General features: G+C 61.4%; 16 protein-coding genes. 6 read left to right on the top strand and 10 right to left on the bottom strand.

Annotated elements, in window-relative coordinates; translation table 11 throughout:
* Positions 1 to 33: 33 nt before the first annotated feature.
* From glyA to HK439_RS01995, 8 genes are all read right to left on the bottom strand, one after another.
* Entirely contained in the window at positions 34 to 1,341 is a 1,308-nt protein-coding gene (gene glyA / locus HK439_RS02030) for a serine hydroxymethyltransferase (RefSeq protein ID WP_190289689.1), read from the bottom strand.
* A 202-nt stretch (positions 1,342 to 1,543) separates the two neighbouring features.
* Positions 1,544 to 1,744, bottom strand: coding sequence for a DUF6898 family protein (locus HK439_RS02025; RefSeq protein ID WP_190289688.1), 201 nt, complete (start codon positions 1,742 to 1,744; stop codon positions 1,544 to 1,546).
* Between the two features lie 89 nt (positions 1,745 to 1,833).
* Entirely contained in the window at positions 1,834 to 3,117 is a 1,284-nt protein-coding gene (locus HK439_RS02020) for a L,D-transpeptidase family protein (RefSeq protein WP_209011516.1), read from the bottom strand.
* A 444-nt stretch (positions 3,118 to 3,561) separates the two neighbouring features.
* Positions 3,562 to 4,074: a transcriptional regulator LdtR gene (gene ldtR, locus HK439_RS02015; RefSeq protein WP_190289687.1), complete on the bottom strand. Its 513-nt coding sequence runs from the start codon at positions 4,072 to 4,074 to the stop codon at positions 3,562 to 3,564.
* A 160-nt stretch (positions 4,075 to 4,234) separates the two neighbouring features.
* Positions 4,235 to 5,170 (bottom strand): 3-hydroxyisobutyrate dehydrogenase, encoded by a 936-nt coding sequence (gene mmsB / locus HK439_RS02010; protein ID WP_328804077.1) that lies wholly within the window; start codon positions 5,168 to 5,170, stop codon positions 4,235 to 4,237.
* Positions 5,171 to 5,242: 72 nt separating this feature from the next.
* Positions 5,243 to 5,656 (bottom strand): DUF6163 family protein, encoded by a 414-nt coding sequence (locus HK439_RS02005; protein WP_190289685.1) that lies wholly within the window; start codon positions 5,654 to 5,656, stop codon positions 5,243 to 5,245.
* An 11-nt stretch (positions 5,657 to 5,667) separates the two neighbouring features.
* On the bottom strand, positions 5,668 to 6,702 hold the full coding sequence (locus HK439_RS02000; protein ID WP_190289684.1) for an enoyl-CoA hydratase/isomerase family protein: 1,035 nt from the start codon (positions 6,700 to 6,702) through the stop codon (positions 5,668 to 5,670).
* Between the two features lie 51 nt (positions 6,703 to 6,753).
* Positions 6,754 to 7,893, bottom strand: coding sequence for an acyl-CoA dehydrogenase family protein (locus HK439_RS01995; RefSeq protein ID WP_190289683.1), 1,140 nt, complete (start codon positions 7,891 to 7,893; stop codon positions 6,754 to 6,756).
* Positions 7,894 to 8,168: 275 nt separating this feature from the next.
* Between HK439_RS01995 and hemB the strand changes: the two genes are divergently transcribed.
* The 5 genes from hemB (at position 8,169) to HK439_RS01970 (ending at position 13,796) form a co-directional block, all read left to right on the top strand.
* Positions 8,169 to 9,164, top strand: a complete 996-nt coding sequence (hemB, locus tag HK439_RS01990; RefSeq protein ID WP_235987533.1) for a porphobilinogen synthase — start codon at positions 8,169 to 8,171, stop codon at positions 9,162 to 9,164.
* Positions 9,161 to 10,426 (top strand): threonine ammonia-lyase, encoded by a 1,266-nt coding sequence (locus tag HK439_RS01985; RefSeq protein ID WP_190289681.1) that lies wholly within the window; start codon positions 9,161 to 9,163, stop codon positions 10,424 to 10,426. The genes hemB and HK439_RS01985 overlap by 4 nt, the downstream gene beginning before the upstream one ends.
* An 83-nt stretch (positions 10,427 to 10,509) precedes the next feature.
* The gene (locus tag HK439_RS01980; RefSeq protein ID WP_190289680.1) at positions 10,510 to 11,016 is read left to right on the top strand and encodes an RDD family protein; all 507 of its coding nucleotides are present in this window, start codon (positions 10,510 to 10,512) and stop codon (positions 11,014 to 11,016) included.
* A gap of 152 nt (positions 11,017 to 11,168) precedes the next feature.
* Positions 11,169 to 13,007 (top strand): SLC13 family permease, encoded by a 1,839-nt coding sequence (locus HK439_RS01975; protein ID WP_190289679.1) that lies wholly within the window; start codon positions 11,169 to 11,171, stop codon positions 13,005 to 13,007.
* A gap of 39 nt (positions 13,008 to 13,046) precedes the next feature.
* A complete protein-coding gene (locus HK439_RS01970) occupies positions 13,047 to 13,796 on the top strand; it encodes an arginyltransferase (protein ID WP_190289678.1) in 750 nt (249 codons plus the stop codon).
* 63 nt (positions 13,797 to 13,859) lie between these two features.
* On the opposite strand, the gene HK439_RS01965 is transcribed toward HK439_RS01970, so the two are convergent.
* Together HK439_RS01965 and HK439_RS01960 are read right to left on the bottom strand one after the other, a co-directional pair.
* Positions 13,860 to 14,504: a uracil-DNA glycosylase gene (locus tag HK439_RS01965; protein ID WP_190289677.1), complete on the bottom strand. Its 645-nt coding sequence runs from the start codon at positions 14,502 to 14,504 to the stop codon at positions 13,860 to 13,862.
* Between the two features lie 39 nt (positions 14,505 to 14,543).
* Positions 14,544 to 15,134 carry an NYN domain-containing protein gene (locus tag HK439_RS01960; RefSeq protein ID WP_190289782.1) on the bottom strand — a complete coding sequence of 197 codons (591 nt, stop codon included), beginning with the start codon at positions 15,132 to 15,134 and terminating at the stop codon, positions 14,544 to 14,546.
* A 376-nt stretch (positions 15,135 to 15,510) separates the two neighbouring features.
* Between HK439_RS01960 and rpoZ the strand changes: the two genes are divergently transcribed.
* Positions 15,511 to 15,909: a DNA-directed RNA polymerase subunit omega gene (gene rpoZ, locus HK439_RS01955; RefSeq protein WP_190289676.1), complete on the top strand. Its 399-nt coding sequence runs from the start codon at positions 15,511 to 15,513 to the stop codon at positions 15,907 to 15,909.
* Positions 15,910 to 15,973: the final 64 nt, after the last annotated feature.

Here is a 15,973-nt window from a genome sequence, read left to right as displayed (position 1 = left end):
TCCCGGCCGGCTCAGCCGGCCCTCATGAGGACTTCAGTAAATCGGGAACCGCGCCGTCAGAGCCTCGACCTTCGCCTTGACTGCCGCTTCCACCGCCGCGTTGCCGTCTTCGCTGTTCGCCGCCTTCAGGCCGTCGAGCACTTCGGTGATCAGCAGGCCGATCTCGCGGAACTCGGCGACGCCGAAACCGCGGGTGGTGCCGGCCGGCGTGCCCAGACGGACACCGGAGGTCACGAACGGCTTCTCCGGATCGAACGGAATACCGTTCTTGTTGCAGGTGATGTTGGCCCGGCCGAGAGAGGCTTCGGCCTTCTTGCCGGTCGCGTTCTTCGGACGCAGATCGACCAGCATCAGATGGTTATCCGTTCCGCCCGAAACAATATCGAGCCCCTGCTCCTGCAGCGTCGCTGCCAGGGCCTTGGCGTTGTCGACCACGCTTTTCGCATAGGCCTTGAACTCCGGCTGCAGCGCTTCGCCGAAGGCGACCGCCTTTGCGGCGATCACATGCATCAGCGGGCCGCCCTGGAGGCCGGGGAAAACCGCGGAATTGATTTTCTTGGCGATGTCCTCGTCGTTGGAGAGGATCATGCCGCCGCGCGGACCGCGCAGGGACTTGTGGGTCGTGGTGGTGACCACATGGGCATGCGGGATCGGCGACGGATGCACGCCACCGGCCACGAGACCGGCAATATGCGCCATGTCGACCATCAGATAGGCACCGATGGAATCGGCGATTTCCCGGAACCGCTTCCAGTCCCAGATCCGCGAATAGGCGGTTCCGCCGGCCAGGATCAGTTTCGGCTTGTGCTCATGGGCCCGCCGCTCGATTTCATCCGTGTCGAGCAGATGATCGTCCTCGCGCACGCCGTAGGAGACCACGTTGAACCACTTGCCGGACATGTTGACCGGAGAGCCGTGGGTCAGGTGTCCGCCGGAATTGAGGTCGAGCCCCATGAAGGTGTCGCCCGGCTGCAGGAGCGCCAGGAACACCGCCTGGTTCATCTGGCTGCCGGAATTCGGCTGGACGTTGGCGAAGTTGCATCCGAACAGCTGCTTGGCCCGCTCGATGGCCAGCGTTTCCGCCACGTCCACGAACTGGCAGCCGCCGTAGTAGCGCTTGCCCGGATAGCCCTCGGCATACTTGTTGGTCATGATCGAGCCCTGGGCTTCCAGGACCGCGCGGGAAACGATGTTCTCCGATGCGATCAGCTCGATTTCGTGCCTCTGCCTGCCAAGCTCGTTCTCGATGGCGCCGAAAATATCCGGGTCGGTGTCAGCAAGGCTGCGGGTAAAGAATGCCGAATGGGAAGACTGGCCGGCCGCGGAATCTGTCAAGGACATCGCACCATCCTTTTCTGCTGGAATTCTGATTGCCGGAACTTTCCGGCTACGGATCGCTTTGCCTCTTGTGGAGGTCTAGACGCCCCGTGCAGGCGTGGAACTACCATAGCGACCGGCGCGAACCAAGAGCTACACCGACATCAAGTTTCACAAAACTGACAAGTCGCGTTCCGGCGAACAGAAAATTACGCCTGGGCGCGCCTCAGGCGCCGCTTTCCTGTTCCAGACGCCTCTGCAGCTTGCGCACCGCCAGACGTTTCAGATCTTCCTGAGACGCGCTAACCGGACCGAAGACGACGACCTCGACCCCCGTATCCGCATGAATGGCGGTCATCTTGACCTGCCGTCCGACCTGCTGAATTTCAAGATAGATCTCGCCGGAGGGCGGCGTGTCGCGACTCATCTGCTTGTCTCCACTGGCAGCATGGCCTCAAAAGGCCATTCCCTGCCCTGTCAGGCAAGTGGAAATCACGCCGCAGCTATTGGCTGTTCCTAGAGACGGGCCTGCGCATCGGTGCTGACACCGTTACCGGTCGTTCCGTAGAGGTCATCGCGGTTGTAGATGTCCTCGCGGAAATGCACCACGCCTTCCGCGTTCGCCCAGGCCGTGATGTAGGTCAGGTAGAGCGGAATCTTCTTCTTCAGCTTCACGTCTTCACGTTCTCCGGTCCGGATCACCTGATCGACCTTGGACCGGTCCCAGTCCGGCGTGGTCGACTGCAGGAGCCAGGTCACGAGTTCGCGCACGTTCTGAACGCGGACGCAGCCGGAGGAATGGAACCGGTAGTCCGACCCGAACAGGGTCTTGGACGGCGTGTCGTGCAGATAGACCTGAAACTTGTTGTGGAAGTTGATCCGGACATGGCCGAGCGAGTTTTCCGCACCCGGTTCCTGACGGAACTGGTACTGGGTCGCCTCTTCCGTGTTCCAGTCGATCTGCTGCCAGGTCAGCTCGTTGTCCTTCCAGTCGAAGATGCGGATCTTGTTCCGGGCCAGGTATTCCGGGTCTTCCTTCATCTTCGGGATCAGGTCCTTGCGGATGATGGAAACCGGAACGGTCCAGTAGGGATTGAAGTTGAGCTCGTAGATCTCGCTGTTCAGGATCGGCGTCTGCCGGTCGATCTTGCCGACGACGGCCGTGTGCCGCGAACGGACGCGTCCGTTTTCGACCGCCTCGATTTCGGCAGCCGGGATATTGACCATCACGTAACGGTCGCCGAGGTTGCCGGACATGGAACGCAGGCGCACCAGGTTTGTTTCAAGCTGGCGCAGGCGCACATGCGCCGGAACGTTAAGCGCGACGATGGTGGATTCTCCCAGCACTCCGTCGGCCAGAAGCCCGTGACGAAGCTGGAACCGGCGCAGGGCCGCATCCACATAGGAATCGAACGTATCGGACAGGCCGGCCTTCTGCTCCAGATCGTCGGAGGCGATCAGGCGGCGGCGCAGTTCGACGACACGTGCGTCCCGCGCGCCGATCCGAAGCGGCTTGCCGCCGGAAACACGGCCCCACCCGCCTTCCTGGACGATCCGGGAATAGCGATCGATGGCAACCGCGACATAGTCGGCGGTTTCCGGTGACAGGGTCGGCTCGACGCTGTCAAGGGAACTGAGGCTTTCCATGGTGGCCTGGAACCGGTCTTGCCATTCCACCGGCTGGCTCTGATTGCGAACGGCATCAAGCGGGCTTTGCGCCGCGGCGCCTGTGTTGAAGGCAGCGAACGACAAGGCAAGAAGCCCCATGGCTTGTACAGGACGCTTTACCGCCTTTAACATGAAACCACCGGCGTTCCCGAAGGATGCTGTCATTACCAACCCCATTGTGTCACAGTATTCTCAATTCCGGTCTTTCGTTTAGCCCTGACCGGATCTTGCAATTCCACACCTGAACCAGTGCAATAACCAAAACCGAAGGCCAATTTATGGCCGTTATGATTAACAAATTACAGGTTTTGGCCCAATCGACGGCCTTTGCGCTCCGGAATTCGCATTTCGAAGTCGAAAATAAGGCTTTCTATCGACTGAAAAAGGCAAATCCGGGCGCGATTTCCTTTTTTGCACATACGCATCCCATTGTGTCCAGATCATGTCGCTCTACGGCACTTGCCGAAATCATGATAATTTCGTGAACGGTTCTTGTGAAACGCGCGCCAAAAAGGAAAACGCCGCTCCGGCGGACCGGAACGGCGTTTGAAAGAAAGGATCCGGCGTTGCCGCTGATCAGAGCCGGTACAGGATCTGATCGGTCCAGAAACGCTCCAGCCTGCGCAGGGACTTGTTCAGGGCAACGAAATCCTCGGTGCCGATTTCCCCGACCTGCTCGACGGACAGCACATGGCGTTCGTAAAGGTCGTTCACGATGCGCGCGACTTCCTGCCCCTTTTCCGTCAGGCTGACACGAACCGAACGGCGGTCCATGCGCGAGCGCTGATGGTGAATATAGCCGGTTTCAACCAGTTTCTTCAGGTTGTAGGACACGTTCGAGCCGAGATAGTAGCCGCGGGTTCTCAGTTCGCCTGCGGTCAGTTCGGCGTCGCCGATATTGAACAGAAGCAGCGCCTGCACACTGTTCACATCGGACCGGCCCATCCGGTCGAATTCGTCCTTGATGACATCAAGCAGCCGTCTATGCAGCCGTTCCACAAGGGTCAGAGCCTCAAGATAAAGCGGCTTGATTTCCGCTTCATCTTCCCCCTGAACCACTGCATCGACTGCCCTTGTAGCGGTGATCATATGTTTGCGCCTCTTTATTCATTACCTGTCGCGAGGTGGATATTTTTCCCACCTTGTAAACAAAGTTACAGCAGCGCTTCTAAAATCCGCTTAAGAGACACGCTGAATCGTCCGTTAATTCTTTAAGGACGATTCTCAACACCTTGAAAGCTTTGATTAATCATGATCCGCGCAGGTATTTGACGATGGCCGAGAAATCCAGCGCCCCGCCGCCGGAATTGCAGAACATGTTGTAGAGCGCGGACGCCTCCGCGCCGAGCGGCGTGGACGCGCCCGATGTGCTGGCCGCTTCCTGCGCCAGCTTCAGGTCCTTGAGCATCATCGCCGCGGCAAAGCCCGGCTGATAGTCGCGGTTGGCCGGCGAACTCGGCAACGGACCCGGAACCGGACAATAGGACGTCAGCGCCCAGCACTGGCCGGAGGCGGTGGAGGATATGTCGAACAGCTTCTGCGCATCGAGACCAAGCCGCTCGGCGAGAACGAACGCCTCGCTGACCGCGATCATGGAAATGCCCAGCACCATGTTGTTGCAGATCTTGGCGGCCTGGCCGGTTCCGGAATCGCCCGCATGAACGATGGTCTTGCCCATGATGTCCAGGTAGGGCCTGGCCTGCTCGTAGGCCGCCGCCGGACCGCCGACCATGAAGGTCAGGGTTCCGGCCGTGGCGCCGCCGACGCCGCCGGAAACCGGCGCGTCGACCATCAGCATGTCCTGTTCCGTGGCGGCCGCCGCAACGGCACGCGCGCTGTCGACATCGATGGTCGAGGAATCGATCATCAGCGTTCCGGGCTTTGCATTTTCGAATATGCCGCCCTCGTCCATATAGACCTTGCGCACATGGGCGCCGGCCGGAAGCATGGTGACGATGACGTCGCACGCGGCGGCAATTTCGGGAACGCTCTTTGCGCAGGCGCCGCCCGCATCCTCGAAGGCCGCCAGCGCGCCTTCGGACAGATCGAAGCCAAGGACATCGTGCCCGGCCTTCATCAGATTGACGGCCATCGGGCCGCCCATGTTGCCCAGGCCGATAAATCCGATCTTCTTTGTCATGATAACTCCTCCCGACTTGTCCCGTAGCCCGGTCGCCTTTCGCACCCGGCACGTCTGCGTTGTTGTTTAAACTGTGTGATCCTGCGTTTCCGGAAGCCGGCGACGGCCCGTCTGGGGCTAACGCGCTCGATTTTCCCGCTCCATGAGATAGGTCAGAAGCAGATATCCCGCGATCGTCAGAAGATAGAACGAGATCTCGTAAGGCCGGCGGCCGTAGATATCGGAAAACAGGGTGTGCATCACGATCTGGCTGCCGGCCCGGAACAGCCACATCACGGTGCCCCAGGAAACGGCCAGCCAGAGCCCGATCGCCGCCACCAGGTCAAGCACGCCGAAGAAGACCGTCGCCGCTTGCCATGCCAGCGGCATGTCCCAGAACCAGACATCGCGCCAGGGCGTTATCCCGATGATCCGCGCCCAGTGGATCAGCCCTCCCCCGAGCAACAGGACCGCTATCGCGCGCAGATACCACACCAGAATGGTGCTCCACGGCGGTCTCGAGCTCAAAATGGCATGAAGGTTTGCGAGCATTTCGGTCCTGCTTATTTCAACGGAAGATCGCCGGAGGCCGGTTCCTCGAAATAGGGCGCAAGGACGGTTTCGTCGATCTGGTCCAGCCGGTCCGGCTGCCATTTCGGCGCCTGGTCCTTGTCGACCAGAAGCGCCCTCACCCCCTCGAAGAAATCGTGTCCCTCAAGGATCTTCGTAACGATCCGGTATTCCAAGCGCATGCAGCCGTTAAAGTCCAGCCTCGCACCCCTTTGCATCTGTTCAAAAGCCAGATGGACGCTGGTCGGCGACTTGGACCGGATACCGGCCGCCACCTTCTGGCCCCAGGGATCCTCGCAGGAATCGAGCCGGCGCATGACCTCCGCCACGGTCGGCGCGGTAAAGATGCCTTCGATCAGATCCGCCCGGGCCATCAGGTCCGACGGCTCCGGATCGACGTGGAAAGCATTGAGGGCCGCATCGATGTCGTCGGTCTCCTCCAGCGCCGCTTTCAGGGCGGGAAGGCACCGGCGTGAAGTGGCATGGGTCAGGACGCCCGTTTCAAGCGCATCGCCCTGTTTCAGGCGTCCCGCACTCATGGCGCAATAGGTGCCGGTCGCTTTCGGCATGCGCGGCAGGAACCAGGTTCCGCCCACATCGGGAAAGAAGCCGATCCCGGTTTCCGGCATGGCGAACATGGTGTTCTCGGTTCCGACCCGGTGGCTGCCATGAACCGAAACACCGACCCCGCCCCCCATGACGATGCCGTCGATCAGGGAAACATAGGGCTTGGGATAACTCTTGATCTGGGCATTGAGCAGATATTCATCACGGAAGAAGTCCGCCAGGCCTGTTTCGCCGGCCATCCTGGCGTCATAGATGCTGCGGATATCGCCGCCGGCGCAAAAGGCCTTCTCGCCTTCACCGCAGATGACCACATGGCGGATGCCGTCGTCGCCGGCCCATGCGGTCAGTTGGCGGGCCAGCGCCGTCACCATGCCGTGGTTCAGGGCGTTGAGGGCCTTCGGCCGGTTCAGCGTGACGAAGCCCGCCGCACCGCGCTGTTCAAACAAGATATCGTCGCTCACGTCCGTCCCCGGTTCGAATGATCGGAAAATGATTTTCAGCGCTTGAGAAGATCAGTCCTTCAGAAGATCTCTGGCGATGATCAGCCGCATGATCTCGTTGGTGCCCTCCAGGATCTGGTGCACCCGCACGTCGCGCAGATAACGCTCGATCGGATAATCGCGCAAATATCCGTAGCCGCCGTGAAGCTGCAGCGCCTCGTTGACCACCTTGAAGCCGGTATCGGTCGCAAGCCGCTTGGCCATGGCCGCCGTCGTCGTCGCGGTCGGGGCCTTGGCGTCGACCAGCATTGCGGCCTTGTGCAGGAAGAGGCGCGCGGCCTCCAGTTCGGTCGCCATGTCGGCGAGGCGGAATTGCAGCGCCTGGAACTCGGCGATGGCACGGCCGAACTGCTTGCGGTCCTTCATGTAGGCAATGGTGCGCTCAAGACAGGTCTGGGCGGCGCCGAGCGAGCAGGCGCCGATATTCAGCCGGCCGCCGTCGAGGCCGGCCATTGCGATCTTGAAGCCCTCGCCTTCCGCGCCGACCCGGTTGGTTTTCGGAATCCGGCAGTCCTGGAAATTCACCTGGGCGGTCGGCTGGCTCTTCCAGCCGAGCTTGATTTCCTGCGCACCGAAACTCAGGCCCGGCGTATCCTCTTCCACGACGACGCAGCTGATGCCTTTCGGCCCGTCGCCGCCGGTACGTACCATGACCACATAGACATCGCTAACGCCGCCGCCGGAAATGAAGGCCTTGGACCCGTTCAGGACATAATGGTCGCCGTCGTCGGTCGCCTTTGTGCGCAGGGAGGCCGCATCGGACCCGGCGCCCGGCTCCGTCAGGCAGTAGCTGGCGAATTTCTTCATGGAGCAGAGATCGGGCAGATATTTCCGCCTCAGTTCCTCGCTGCCATAGGTGTCGATCATCCAGGCGGCCATGTTGTGGATGGAGATATAGGCCGCCGTCGAGGTGCAGCCCTTGGCGAGTTCCTCGAAGATGATCGCCGCGTCGGTGCGCGTCAGGCCGGAACCGCCGACATCCTCGCGCACGTAAATGCCGCCGAAGCCCAGTTCTGCGGCCTTGCGCAGCGTATCGACCGGAAAGATGCTGTTCTCGTCCCATTCGCGCGCATAAGGCTCCATTTCATCGCGGGCAAAGGCTGCCGCCATGTCCTGAAAGGCGCGTTGATCTTCACTGAGGGAAAAATCCATGACCTGTCCTCCCGAGCCCTGCCGTTTACAGGTTAAAGTCTTGGCTTCCTGTGTCGAATGGGACTTAGCCAGTTTTGACGTAAACGTCAATAAAACGCATTTTCATAAGCGTTTATCGTTATTTTCCATCATGTTGGATCGCACCCGAACCCGTGATAGGGTCTCGGGGATTCAGGCAATGTATCACGCATGCTCCACCTGATTGCAGGCCCCCATCACAGGATCCCAGAAAGATGTCGTCTTCCACCCGCACCCCGTCCATCACCAGTTCCGATATGGATGAGATCCTCGGCGGCCGCCGCATGCGCCGCAACCGGCGCGCGGACTGGTCCAGGCGCCTGGTGCGGGAGACCGTGCTGACGACCAACGACCTGATCTGGCCGATCTTCGTCGTCGAGGGTGCAGGCATCCGCCAGCCGGTTCCCTCCATGCCCGGCGTGGAGCGGCTGTCCGTCGACGAGGCCGTGAAAGACGCGGTCAAGGCGGAAAGCCTCGGCATCCCGGCCATCGCGCTCTTCCCCTATACCGATCCGGCCCTGCGCGATCCGACGGGCTCCGAAGCGCTCAATCCGGACAATCTGGTGTGCCAGACCTGCCGGGCGATCAAGCAGGAAGGCCTCAACGTCGGCCTGATGACCGACGTTGCCCTCGATCCCTATACCAGCCACGGCCACGACGGCCTGATGGACGGCGAGACGATCCTCAACGACGAGACGGTCGACCAGCTCTGCCGCCAGGCGCTCAACCAGGTGGAAGCCGGCGCCGACATCATCGGCCCGTCCGACATGATGGACGGACGCGTCGCCGCCATCCGCCAGGCCATGGATGCCAACAATTTCCGCGACGTCCAGATCATGTCCTATGCGGCCAAATACGCCTCGGCCTTCTACGGCCCGTTCCGCGATGCGGTCGGCACCAACGCCACCCTGATCGGCGACAAGCGCACCTATCAGATGGACGCCGCCAATACGGACGAAGCCATTCGCGAGGCGGAACTGGACATCGCAGAAGGCGCGGACATGATCATGGTCAAGCCGGGCATGCCCTATCTCGACATCCTTTGGCGGCTGAAGGACACGTTCCGCATGCCGACCTACGCCTACCAGGTCTCCGGCGAGTTCGCGATGATCGAGGCGGCCGGCGCCAACGGCTGGATCGACCGGGACCGCGCCATGGTGGAAAGCCTGATGGCCTTCAAGCGGGCCGGCGCCGACGGCATCCTGACCTATTTCGCGCCCCAGGTGGCGTCGCTCCTGGCCCGCGCATTATGACCGCCGCGCCATCCGGCCCCGGCGCAGTACCAGATCCCGGTGAGGTTACCCTCGCCGGCATAAGAAAGGCCGCCGGCCTGATAAAGGGCGCCGTCCTTGAAACGCCCTGCCTGCCCGCTCCGACGCTTTCGGCGCTCACCGGCGCGGAGGTTTTCGTCAAATACGAAAACATGCAGGTGACCGGTTCCTTCAAGGAGCGCGGCGCCATCGTGAAGCTGTCGAGCCTTTCCGCCGATGAACGCAGCCGCGGCGTGATCGCCATGTCAGCCGGCAACCATGCGCAAGGGGTTGCCTGCCACGCCCAGCGCCTCGGCATTCCGGCGACCATCGTCATGCCGGAATCGACGCCCTTCGTGAAAATCGCCGCAACGAAGAGCTACAACGCGGAAGTGGTTCTCGCAGGCGAAACCGTCCACGAAGCCTGGGAAGAGGCCGACCGGATCGCCTCGAAGCGCGGCCTCGCCTGGGTACACCCCTATGACGACCCCCGGGTGATCGAGGGACAGGGCACGATCGCGCTTGAAATGCTGGAAGCCTATCCGGATCTGGAGACGCTGGTTGTCCCGATCGGCGGCGGCGGACTGATTTCGGGTAACGGCACGGCCGCCAAGGCGATCAGGCCGGAGATCGAGGTGATTGGCGTCGAGACCGTGCTCTATCCGGGCATGTGGGGCGACTTCTACGGCAAGGACGTGCGCTGCGAAGGCGCAACCATCGCCGAAGGCATCGCCGTGCGCGATGTCGGCAAACTGACCCGGCAGATCGTCAGGAAGGTCGTCGACGACATTATCCTCGCCAAGGAAAGCACCATCGAACGGGCGATCAACGCCTATCTGACGCGGCTTCGCACCATCGCCGAGGGCGCAGGAGCCGCAGGCCTTGCCGCCCTGATGACGGAGCCGGAGCGGTTTGCCGGCAAGAAGGTCGGCCTGATCCTGTGCGGCGGCAACATCGATCCGAGGCTCCTGTCTTCCATCGTGATCCGGGAGCTGACCCGCGACGGCCGTCTCGTCTCCATTCGCATCGATACACCCGACCGGCCGGGCGTTCTGGGCGAAATCGCGACGATCATCGGCACCCTGAAGGGCAACGTGGTCGATGTCGCCCATCACCACCTGTTCCTGGACGTGCCGGCCAAGGGCGCCACGCTGGACGTGACGTTCGAGGCCTTCGATGCCGATCACGGCGAGGCAATCGTTGCGGCGCTGCGCGAGCGCGGCTACCGGGTCCGCCATGTGGACGTGGCGGAATCGATGGAGTGAAATCCACCGCTTTCCGCGACCGGAGGTTTGCGAATCCGGGCAATCGTCCCCACATCGGTTGGAGCGGATAAGGAGATCGTTCCATGGCTGCAGACATTGATTCCACCGGCTCCCGGCGGGACGCATTCGATCCCTTCGCCATGCCGGACCTGTTCGAGGGCGTCAGGACAAAGCGCATCTTTGCCTTCTGCATCGACGCCATCGCTGTTGCGATCCTGACCTGCGTGGCGGCGGTTCTCGTCTTTATCCTGGGCATCTTCACCCTCGGCCTGGCGTGGTTCTTCTACGCCTTCCTCGCCCAGGGCGTCGCCATCCTCTACACCGCCTTCACCCTCGGCGGCCCCAATTCGGCCACGCCCGGCATGCGCGCCATGGGGCTTGAAATGCGCCTCTGGTACGGCGGCAGGCCCTACCCGCTGCTGGCGGTCATGCACCTGCTCCTGTTCTGGTTTTCCGTCGCCCTGCTGACGCCCTTCGTGCTGCTGGTCTCGTTGTTCACCGACCGCAAGCGCCTGCTGCACGACCTGATCCTCGGCACGGTGGTGATGAACTCCGCTGCCCTGCAGACACGCGGCTTATCCGGAACTTGAGTGGAAGAAATCTTTTTCCCTCAAACCGGTTCGCAACGCATGCGGCTTTTCATTCGGCCTGATCTTACTGCAGTCGGGGGACTTCCTATTTCCCATGCCCGTGTTCTAGACTGACGACATTCGGCTTCGGCCAGGCGGCGGCAGGCAGGTGAATGGAATCAATTGACGTAGCCATGGCGCTAACCTTCGTGGTGATCGCGGCAACGGTGATACTTTACGCCCTGGAGCGCTATTCCATCGAGATTATCGCGCTCGGGTCCGTCGTTTCCCTCGCAACAATATTCACGCTCTTTCCGGTCACGACCGAGAGCGGCCGGGTGACCACCGGGGACTTCCTCGCCGGTTTCGCCAATCCCGCGCTCGTTACCGTCATTTGCCTCCTGATCATCGGCCAGGGCCTGTTCCAGACCAACGCGCTTGAGGGGCCGGCCCAGGCGATCGTCCGCTGGGTCCGCGGCCGCTCCCATCTGGCGACCATTCCGGTTCTCGTCGCCGTCGCGGTGCTCAGCGCCTTCCTCAACAACACGCCCGTGGTGGTGATGTTCCTGCCGATCCTGACCGCGGTTGCCGCGACCATGGGCCATTCCTCGTCGCGGGTCCTGATGCCTCTCTCCTTCATGGCGATCCTGGGCGGCATGACCACGCTGATCGGGTCGTCAACGAACCTCCTTGTGGTCAACTACGCCGCCCAGCACTCCGATCTTCGCCTGGGCTTCTTCAGCTTCACGCCCATCGGTGCCCTGCTGGCCAGCGTGGGTGCGGTTTATGTGCTGTTTTTCATGCCGCGCCTGCTGAAGACCCGCAAGACCATGGCCGATGAACTCACCGGCGCTTCGGGCAAGCAGTTCATCGCCCAGATCGATATCACCTACGGCCACCCGCTGGTGGGCGTAGCGTCGGTCGCGGGCATGTTTCCCGCCCTGAAGGACATGACCGTCCGCCTGGTGCAAAGAGGCGAACAGCCGATCCTGCCGCCTTTCGAAAACGTCACCCTGTCCCCCGGCGATACGGTAATCGTCGCGGCAACCCGAACGGCCCTCGCCAATGCCCTGTCCCGCCGGCAGCCGCTGATGGACCCGGAAAATTCCGGTCAGACCGGGGAAAACGGAGGAGAGCAGGCGCCCACGGCGCCGGGCTCCATGACACTGGCCGAAGTGGTGGTCGCACCCGCGTCACGCATGATGGGACGCACCCTGCTGCAGTCGGGCTTTCATGCGGAAACCGGTTGTGTCGTCATGGGCATCCAGCGGCGCAGCCGCATGCCGCGCATGGCCATGAACAACATCCGCCTGGAGGCCGGCGATGTGCTGCTTGTCGGCGGCAGCGCGGACCAGATAGCAAGCCTGCGCGGCAACCGCGACGTTCTCCTGTTGGACTGGTCGACGGCGGAAGTGCCGCGCCGGCGCTATGCGCCCCGCGCACTTGCCATCTTCCTGGCCGTCGTCGGCCTGTCCGCCAGCGGCCTGATCCCGATCGTGACCGCAGCCATTGCCGGCACCTTCGCCATGGTCGCCTCCGGCTGCCTGAACGTGCGCCAGGCCATGCGCGCCATAGACAGCCGGATCTTCATGCTGGTCGGAGCCTCCCTTGCCGGCGCCGTGGCTCTGGAGACAACGGGCGGCGCGACCGCGATCGCGGCAACGCTCGTTTCCCTGCTCAAGGGCCAGTCCCCGACCGTCATCCTGTCGGCGCTCTATCTGATTGTCATGGTGTTGACCAATTTTCTGTCCAACAATGCCGCGGCCGTGCTGTTCACGCCGATCGCGATCAACATGTCGAACCAGCTTGGGCAGTCACCCGAAGCCTTTGTTGTATGCCTGTTGCTCGCCGCCAACAGTTCGTTTGCGACACCGATAGGGTATCAGACCAATCTGATCATCATGGGTCCGGGGCATTACAGATTCTCCGATTTTATACGTGCCGGAACGCCGCTATCGCTTATATTATGGGTGACTTTCTCGTTGGTCGCTCCATGGTATTATGGATTTTAACGAGCAAGAAAGCCGCATGAAGCCCCACGGAACCGGAAAGTGACAAGGCATCCCACCGAACATCCGCAGTTCTATCTGACCGCGCCCGCGCCCTGCCCCTATCTGGAGGGCCGCCAGGAGCGGAAGGTGTTCACTCACCTGATCGGCCATCATGCGACGGCACTGAATGACGTCCTGACCCAGGGCGGCTTCCGACGCAGCCAGAACATCGCCTACCGTCCGGCCTGCGAGAACTGCCGCGCCTGTATCTCCGTCCGGGTCAGGGTCGATGATTTCCAGTGGACCAAATCGCTGAAACGCCAGTGGAAGCAGGGAGCCGACCTTATCGGCGCGCGCCTTCCCCCCAGCCCGTCTGCCGAGCAATATGATCTGTTCCAGACCTATCTGCGGGCGCGCCACGAAAACGGCGGCATGACGGAAATGAGCGTCCTCGACTATGCCATGATGGTCGAGGACACCCATGTGGAAACCATGGTCATCGAATACCGGCGGCGCGGCGCCGACAGCTTCATCACGGGCGCCGGCGAAGGCCCCCTTCTCGGCGTTGCCCTGACCGACCAGCTCGCCGACGGCCTGTCCATGGTCTATTCGTTCTTCGACCCGGACGTCCACGGTGTCGGCCTGGGAACCTACATGATCCTCGACCACATCGAGCGCGCCCGCCGTCTCCGGCTGCCTTATGTCTATCTGGGGTACTGGGTCGAAGGGTCGGAGAAAATGGCCTACAAGGCCCGCTTCAAGCCGCAGGAGCATCTCGGCCCCGAGGGCTGGGCCGAACCGGACGCTTAGATCACCAAGAACGGTTAGCCCCGCCAGGGCAGCCCGAAGCGAAAACGCTCCCGGTCACAGCCTCTATGCGCCGTCCAGGAATTGGCGGATATCGGTGAAAACGGACCGGAACATGTCCGTGGTCAACCGGCCGGTGTTGGTGTTGTAGCGCGAGCAGTGATAGCTGTCGAAGAGGACAAGGTCGCGCGTTCCCAGATCATGGCGCGCGCCGTGGCCGAAGGTGAAATCGGCACGGCGGAGGTCCAGGGCGCTCAGAAAGGTTTCATGGGCGATCCGCCCGAGCGCGAGAACCGCTCTCAGGCCCGGATTGGCCTCGAGCGTCGCGATCAGATACGGCCGGCAGGTCTTGATTTCCGGCCCGGTCGGTTTGTTCTGCGGAGGAAGGCAACGCACCGCATTGGTGATCATGGCCTCATGCAGTTCCAGGCCGTCGTCCGGACGGGCCTGATAGGTTCCGGTGGCAAAACCGAAATCCAGCATCGTTTCGTAGAGAAGGTCGCCGGCATAATCCCCGGTGAACGGCCGCCCCGTCCGGTTCGCGCCGCGCATGCCTGGCGCCAGGCCGACGACGAGCAGTTTCGGGTCCGTGGACCCGAAGGACGGAACGGGCGCGTTGAACCAGTCGGGAAATTGCTCCCGAAGCTCATGGCGCAAGCCTACGAGCCTCGGGCATGCCTGACAGTCCGGCGGTGGGTCGGCGCTGACCATCGCGGTCCCGCTCCTCCTGATAGAGGCTGTAAAGCCGGCTTAGTAGTCGTCGTCTTCGTCGTCGTCGAAGTCCGGCCCGGTCTGCGGCCGCACGGGACGTTCGGACGGATCCCGGCCGATCTTGCTGGCAAGGGTCGCCAGGTCGATGAAGTGATCGGCCTGCCTGCGCAGATCGTCGGCGATCATCGGCGGCTGGGTCTTGAGGGTCGACACGACGCTGACCTTCCGTCCCTTTCTCTGCAGGGCTTCCACCAGCGACCGGAAATCGCCGTCGCCGGAGAAAAGAACGATATGGTCGACATGTTCGACGAGCCCCATGGCATCGACGGCAAGCTCGATATCCATATTGCCTTTCACCTTCCGCCGGCCGGAAGAATCGACGAATTCTTTGACCGGCTTGGTGATGACTTTATAACCGTTGTAGTCCAGCCAATCGATCAGCGGCCGGATGGACGAGTATTCCTGATCTTCGATGAGAGCGGTGTAATAGTAGGCGCGAAGCAGATAAGCCTGGCCCTGGAACTCTTTCAGCAGACGTTTGTAATCAATATCGAAGCCTATGGCCTTGGCAGTCGAATAGAGATTGGCGCCGTCAATAAATAAAGCAACTTTTTCTCTGGCATCAAACATTCGCGTGGGAACCTTTCTTACTGTTTCTACAGCCTCCCGGAATCGAAATCCCGAAGCCGACGGAATCGAGCCGTCCAACCCACATCATGGTGCGTACTTTCATTGTCATTTCGTGCACATGATCGTTTTTACGATTCTTATTTCTGTCGGTTTTTACCATTTGGTTGGTATTTGTGTATTTTTACATAACCGATACCACTGCCCTACACCATAACTGCCGCCGGTCGCAATGACAAAGCGCGCCAGTTTCAGCCTGAGCTGTTCATTTTCCAGCAAAAAGGAATTGAACCCCGCAGGCATCGAAACGGGGTTGCTTTCCCTTAACCTGAATATTATACGCTTCCTTTTCAAGTTCCCTAACCCATGGAGACGTCGTATGGCGCGTGTGACCGTCGAGGACTGCATCGACAAGGTCGAAAATCGTTTTGAGCTGGTCCTGCTGGCCGCTCATCGCGCTCGCATGATCTCAAGCGGCTCGCCGCTCACCGTAGAGCGCGACAACGACAAGAACCCGGTCGTGGCCCTTCGCGAGATTGCCGAGCAGACCGTAAGTCCCGAAGACATGAAGGAAGACCTGATCCACTCCCTGCAGAAATATGTGGAAGTGGACGAGCCGGAAGCGGAAGCCGTGCCGATGGTTCCCTCGGGTCAGCAGGCTGCGACCCAGGTCAATGCGGTCGACGATTCGGCTGTAGAATTCGACCGCATGTCGGAAGAGGATCTCCTGCGCGGCCTGGAAGGCCTGGTACCGCCGGAGCGCAGCGACGACGTCTAGGATTTGTTTCAAGACACGCCGGGCTGACGGGTTCAAAACGTCGCCAGCCCGGCCGGTTTTTCGA

Source organism: Roseibium aggregatum (assembly GCF_014692675.1).
GTDB classification, from domain to species: Bacteria; Pseudomonadota; Alphaproteobacteria; order Rhizobiales; family Stappiaceae; genus Roseibium; species Roseibium aggregatum_C.
This window is presented reverse-complemented; position numbering and strand designations above follow the sequence as displayed.